We start from the raw sequence: 7402 nt of genomic DNA, 5'->3' as shown, positions 1-7402 counted from the left end.
GTAATTAAATGCAAATCCACTGTTGCCGCTTTGGTTGAACGTGATGGTTAACAATGCCGGGTTATAATTGGCTATGGTGGCAGGGCCGCTAATCTGCACCCCGTTGTAAGAAAGTATGTTGCCATCCATATTGCCCAGGCCGGTAATAACAAAAGTAGCCCCCGTTCCCATGCTGCCCTGCTCGGGGTCGTCGCCATCAAGCGGAAACATGTTCCTGTAGCTGCCATCTATGGGATATGTGCCGCCACGGGTAGGAACGGGGTCTAAAGTGTAATTAAAGCTTGTGGCAGAGGGTTTTTGGTCTATGCCGAAGTTGGCGCTGGTAACCGTAGTACTTACGGCTCCCAGCGGTAAAATGCCGTTGACGGTGCCATCATTACCTGCACCAGGGCCAATATTTTCGCCGGTGTTAGCCCAACCAGCAGGTAAAGAAGCTGCAGGAATTGCTGTTTGCCATAGTGTTGCCGTACTGTTGGTAAGGTACACTGTACTGTTATACCCCGGTAAAGCCCCCAGGCTGTAAGTACCATCTGAAGCCACCGTGGTTATGGCTGATACCTTGCCTGCTGTGTTGTCGTACAGCACTGCTTTAAGCACACCGCCTGCATTGGTGCCTGTACCATTCACTATTCCTGTTGGCAGATCTTTTAAACCATTGGCATCATCATATACATTGCCGCACACATAGGCCCTTATGGTATCAGGTTTGGTTATAACGCAGCCCGTTGTGCCCACAAACCTGGCATACACGGTATAAAAAGCGGGGCTGAGGGTATTAAAGTTTACAGAGCTTTGGTAGCTGGTACCATCAAGGCTGTACTCGTATGATGAGCCAACAGGGTTGGTTACCTGTATGTTGCCGCTGGTATAGCAGCCACCACTGCCATTATTGGTAATGGTTGTGGTTATGGTTGTTTGTGGAGGTACGAGTGAGAAACTGATATCATCCAGTGCAAGGTCATTACCGCTGCCGCCGATGGCGTTATTGGATAATATGAGGTCTATTGATGTGGCTGTGGCGGTAAAGGATAAAGTGTATTGCTGCCAGCCTGATGTGGTAATATTTCCCGTGGTATTGGTTGCAAGGGTATTGTAATTGGTAGGATCCACTACTTTAAAAGTGACATTTGGCTTAATGGACCCGCCGGTATTGATATTGGCTATCCAGGCGGAAAAGTTGTAGGTTGCGCCAATCACCAGCCCGTTAAACCGGCGGCGGAAGAAGTCATTCAGGTCATATCCTGCATCTACAATCATCATATAACCTGTACCGTTGCCGCTGGTATGGTCATTTAAACTAGCGGCACCTCCAAACAAAACATTCGCGTTCCCGGATATTTTATAATAGCCTTCCCTTGTGGCAGTGGAGGTATTCATATAATGGTAGGAGGTCTGTCCTGTTAAAGCAGACCCGTAGCTGCCAGCCGTGCCGCTGCCAAAATCATCCGTATAAGCGTTTGCGCAACTGTTGGTCATGGTAAAGGGATTTACCGCACCATTGGTAAAAACAGCATGTACGGTTTCACCGGTGGATACGGTGAGGGTGGCAGTATTACCCACCACGTTATTGCTTGAGTTTGAGCTGGGATCGTACAGGGTGATACTTTGTAAATCCCAGTTGGCCGGTACTGTTTCAGTAATAGTATAAGTACCGGGTACCACAGCTACCATTTCCGAGTTGCTGTTGGTGGGGCTGGTGCGCACCCGCTCATCATCTATCCACCAGGTGGTGGCGCCATCTGATGAACGGCTGAAGATATTTCCAAAGGGGGCAACGCTCCCGCTCATCACCATCCATACCTGCTTACCGGTACCGCCTGTGAGGGCACCGGCGCTCCTGGAAGTTGCTTCTGCTGCAGACCAGGTGGTGCCGCCTGTCCATTTAAATACATAACCCACATTAGCTGTATTAGCATAGATTGCATAAATATTACCGCTTGCATCAACCCCCACATCGCCGGCGGAAACAGATGCTGCGGCTCCGGATGGCCGGCCCAAGCTGGTTTCCACCCCCGCACTGGTAATAACCGAAACATTATAAGTGGTTTTTGACACAACGACATTACCGGTTGAGGGGTCGGCATCTAAATAAAGGTTATCGTTACTGGTGCCTACCTGCGGCCATGCAGCGCTGCCGGCTGTGCCACTGCCGCTACCGCTGTACCGGTAAAGGCTGTAACCGTTCGCAATGATATAAGGACGGTTATCCCAGGTGCTGGCAACATCAGCTACTGTAGTACCCGTATACAGGGTTGTACTGGTGGTACCATCAAAAGAAATTAGTCCGCCACCCGTAGTTTGCACATAACATATACTATTTGCACCACCATCCACATTAACCGCATTGGTAATGCTGGTAACTGTCCATGTGGCGCTGCCCATATCACGGTAATACAAAATATTGTTGCTGCTCACGGCCCACAGCCGGCCGTTTTGGGAGCTGCCTATATCCCGTAAGGTTACCTGCGTGGGGTTATCGTTCAGGCTGAAATTGGGTACTGTTGTAGAGCCGCCTGAAACAGAAAAGGCAAAATCCGTGCTGGAGGATTCATCAAGGGTCTTCTTATGCACATAAATATATCCCGCCTCGGTAACAGTTGTGTTATTGCTGAACTCACTGGTACTGCCTGTGGCTGTATATTCTGTTGCTGTATTGGTAATTTGTGTAGTACCGGCTACCACTCCTTTACCCGATACATTTAAGGTGCCTGAAAAAAGACCGTTGGCATCTGCCGTTAAAGAGCCCAGGTAGGTTTTGCCTTCGCCATGTGCAACACTTAACCCATCACCACTAATGATAGCGCCATTTTGATCAGCCGGGCTGTTATCGGCTATAAAAAATTCTACCACTGCATTGGCAAAGGTTGTATTTCCGGCGGAGTTGTTACCAATGTACCCTTTAACCAAAAGATTAGTGCCTGCCAGGGCAGCGCCGGTAACTATTCCATAATCCATCAGCCGGTTGGCATTAGCACTGCCGGGCGTGCTGAGGGCACCGTCATTAGGGGTTACAGCTATATCGCCCGAAGATGAACCAATATTAATACCCAGGCCTGCATTGGCATAAATTGAATTTTGGGTAATTGTATTATCATAAACAAGGGAGCCGCTGGTTGAAGGCCTTACATTTATCCCCCGGGACGCATTATTGGCAATGATATTTTTACTTATAGTGTTATTGGTAGCAGAAATTTCCCCCGAAGACAGGTTATTTCCTGTATTGATGTAAACACCGGTACCACCGTTACCTGAGGCAGTAGTTCCATTTGATAAAATGCCTATATAATTCCCCGCAATTGTATTGTAAATGGCAGGATAGGGGCTCGTGGAATAAAATTTTTCACCTGTTATAGTTATTCCATGCGAATTGCTGTTTACAATAACATTCACCATAGCCGCATTGGTAGCAGAGCCAATGCTGTTATAAGTAGTGCCCCTGAGCGCTATGCCTGTCCCATTTTTTAAATCAGCACCTGTAGCAATGCCTGTTATATCGGTGCCTATATAATTACCCGCTATGCTATGATTGCCGTTGGCGCGGTTAACATCAGTGGTAAGGCCGTCATTATAAAAAGTGCCCCCGGATACATTACCGAAAATAACAATCGCGGAAGAACGCATACCTGTAAGCACATTTCTCTCCAGTGCATCAGAAGTGTTATTTCCATCTGTGCCAATTCTAAATCCTATGCAATCCGAAATGGATATACCATAATTTAGGGCTCCGGAAGCAGCAAATGTCTGCAAGGGCGTTACGCCATCTTTTTGTAACCCGAAAATATTTCCGGCAATAATAAAATTATCGGCAAAGAAAAACCGCAGCGGCTCTACATTGCCATAGCCGGAAGCCTGGGTAGGATGTGAAATAAGGTTGCCTTCATTGGCATCATTGGTACCATCGCCATTCGTTCCAATAATCCAGCTTTGCAAATTGGAAACACCGCCGGCAGTTGTTTTGCCATAGCAGGCAAATGCATAGCCGCTGCCGGTTGTAGAATTACCATCCGCCGCAGTATTAACGTAATTGCCCCAAAAATGCAGGCCGCTTACGGTTGCTCCCTGTGCAGCGCCTGAAGCAATCAGGTTTCCATTACCAAATATAGAAAAAGAGATACCACAGATCACCGTATTGCTGGCTTGTATATCGAAAATGTCAGCAATACTGCTGGTTGTTACAATTCTAAGCGTTAATGTTCTGGCGGAGATAGTACCCTGCGAAGCCCCGGGCTGGGTATAACCATTAATAGTTACCTGCCTTGTAATGACAGGCAATGCGGAGCCCAGCGTAATAGTTTGCAGGCCGCTACCGGAAATATTAAAGTTAATGGCATGTGGTACCGATGTATTTGCATTTGCCTGGGTAATACAATACCGCAAAGTACCGCTTGTACCTGAGCCGGTATTGGCATCGCTTATTGAATTGACAGTATAAGTAGTGGCCATTACCTGTAAGCAGGCAAATAAAACGAACAAAAGAAAAAAGACTTTTTTTACAGGAGTATTGAAGGATTTGTTCGTTTTCATAAAAATAAAATTGAATCAATACAACTTTAGTTCTGTTAATGCAAGCATCAACATAAGTGAAGAATAGGTGATTCACTCTCAAAAAACCTAAAGGAGCAAGTTTGGCACAGAATTTTTTGGAAAACTAAATTACATTTTAAGTGCTTCAAAATACAAAAAGCGACGGGTGTATTATTACTTCGTTAAGCAATTTTTAATGACGGCGTGAATGAAGTTACGTGGATGGCTTATTTTTAGTTATTGTATGGTAACTCAACAAAAAAAACCGCGCCCTTGCCATCGCTACTTTCAACCCATATACGGCCCTTATGCTCTTCCACAATTTTTTTTGCAATGGAAAGCCCCAGCCCATGAGATTCTTCGCCGGCAGTGCCCGCCCTCCGGTTTTCGGGGTCCAGCGTAAAAATTTTGTCACGCAGATGGGCCGGTATGCCAATGCCGTTATCGTGAACGGACAAAACTACAGAGGATTGATTCTTTTTCTTAAGCTGCACATTAATAACTGTATTTTCCGGGCTGAATTTGATGGCATTGTTAACAATGTTGCTGATAACCCGCCAGATTTTTTGAGCATTTATCCGCAGCATTATGCTGTCTGCTTCAAGCTTCAAAAGTTGTTTCTTTTCATTTGCTTTGTGCTGCAACATTTCCACACAGTACTCAAGCAGTTTCTCCATATCTGTAAGCTCAGCCTGCATTTTTTGCGCTTTCTTTTCCTGGTCTAGGATGTCTTTAATAAGACTCATAGAATTGATGCAGGCTTCCCTGATAAATTCAAGCGACTCTTTAATTGCTTCCGGCACATCTTTCTTAAGAATTGCATAAGCAAGGTTATTTATGGCGCTTATTGGGTTGCGGAGATCATGTGCAACAAGCCTCGTAATGCGGTTGTTTTCTTTGTGGCTCTCTTCCAGTGAAATAAATGCCTTTTGAAGATCTTCGTTACTCTGCCTTACTTTGGTATTAAGGATCATCAACTGTTTTACGTGGCTGGCTTTCTTTTTTAGATTTTGTAAAACCAGCATTAAAATAATAAAACCCAGCGCACCAATAGTTACTGAAATAACCAGGTACGTTGTTTTTATCTGGTTATCTTTCTGCAAAATATTGTTAAGTACTTTTTGTTCACTCGCTTCAAATTCACTTTTAACATTCATATCCCTGAACTGCCTTTTTCTGTTCTCTACCGTATCCTTAACAGCGTTAAATTTCAACATCGTTATAAAAGCATTGGCAGTGTCTTTAACACTCGTATAATAATCAGTCCTGGTCTTGTAATAGGCCATGGCAGCACTTGTTAAAGGAAAGCTGTCAACCATAGGAGATATTTTTCTCAGCAAAGAATCAGCCTTCCTGAACTGATTATTTTGTATGTAAATGTTGCCTAACCCGGTTAATGTGCTTAAGGTGTAAAATTTGTCCTGTGCATAGGTAACCAGGCTGCTTTCAATAAACAGTTTTTCGGCTTTATTTATTTTTTTCTGCTTACCAAGCACTTCGGCTTTGTTGCTGTAGATAACGGCTTTTGCCAATTTCATAAAGGCGCTATTGGCGGGAAAGTATTTTTTATTGTCCCTGATGCATGTAAGTGCAGAATCGAAATAATGTATTGCACTATCATATAATCCTGCTTTGGAGTAAGCGATGCCTACGTTATCAAGATTACCCTGTAATTCCGCAAACTGCTCAAATGTTGGCTTCCAGCAATACAGTAGTTCACTACAGACCTGTTTGTAATAAGGAACTGCCTGCAAAAATTTTCCCTGTGTAAACAAGAGGCTTGCAATCCTGGCTGTATATTCAAAAGCGTTACAGTTATTTTGCCTGCTTTTTGACAGAACGTTTTTACCGGTCACGAAATTCTCGAAGGCTTTGTCATAATTGAGCATACCAAAATAGGCATCCCCTTTTAGGAAGAATGCTCTGGCAAACAAAGGTGTTAATAAAGGTTCATCCTTCCGTTTTTCAAGTAACTTAACGAGGCTGTCTGTACATGTTAGAGCTTCTTGGTAATGTGTTCTTCGCTGAAGATAAAAAAGCGATTTATGAATATATTTTTTTGCTTTATCAATAACACCTGGTTGCGGAAAAGCATTGAACTCAGCATCAAGCTTTGTTACGGCTTCAATGTTATTTGAAGAGTCGAAGCTGTTGAATACGAGGTCAAAATATTGTGGGTTCTCCTCTTTTTGAGGGCTTCTGCATGAACTTATCGTCAATAAAAAAGCCACAATGGCCACAAATGGCAAGTTCGTCAAGGCAATTCTATGGATTTTTAAAAACATTATACACATTCACAATTGAGCCAAAAACTATCGCATGTAAGTGGCTATGTATGCTAAGTTAAAAATAACAGCCTTTGCAAGCGTATTAAATCCAACGTTTTCTTGTGTACATAAATATAGCAGGGTTGCATAATGCCAAATTGACATTGTTGGTTGAAAGGCTTACCATGCCTAACGATAAGATACTATTGGCGTTCCATCGCTGCCGGTACCAGTACCCAGCTTCTCACCTGTGTTTACATAACCGGAAGGTAAGGTTACCGCCGACACCGCCGTTAGACCTACGCTTACCTGCAATATGTGGACTTATGATGTAACCAAGGATGGGGATTATATGTTCCATGTCCTGAAAAACCAGCTTACGGAAAAGACAACGTGCTGCACTACCGGGTGAGGGATTGAAGCGGTTACCCCGGTGAAGCCATCGCAGCAGGGCCTTGTGCCGGAGTATGAGCGGAAAGCCCGGCCCCTTGCGCAGCTTGGGGACACCCCCAAAAGCAAGTACGAAGTTAGAAGTACGAAGTACTTATGTATGTAAGATGTTAGGTGTGGGATGTACGATGTAAATGTGAAGTGATGTCTTGTTAGGAAGG

General features: G+C 44.5%; 2 protein-coding genes. Both read right to left on the bottom strand.

Annotated features, from left to right (window positions below; translation table 11 throughout):
- Window positions 1–4524, bottom strand: a 4524-nt coding sequence (locus F0364_RS28825) for a beta strand repeat-containing protein (protein WP_207632497.1), incomplete at its 3' end; no start/stop codon positions are given.
- A gap of 233 nt (window positions 4525–4757) precedes the next feature.
- Window positions 4758–6782, bottom strand: a complete 2025-nt coding sequence (locus F0364_RS03760) for a tetratricopeptide repeat-containing sensor histidine kinase (protein WP_207632496.1) — start codon at window positions 6780–6782, stop codon at window positions 4758–4760.
- Window positions 6783–7402: the final 620 nt, after the last annotated feature.

Source organism: Foetidibacter luteolus (assembly GCF_009650435.1).
Classification (GTDB): domain Bacteria; phylum Bacteroidota; class Bacteroidia; order Chitinophagales; family Chitinophagaceae; genus Foetidibacter; species Foetidibacter luteolus.
This window is presented reverse-complemented; position numbering and strand designations above follow the sequence as displayed.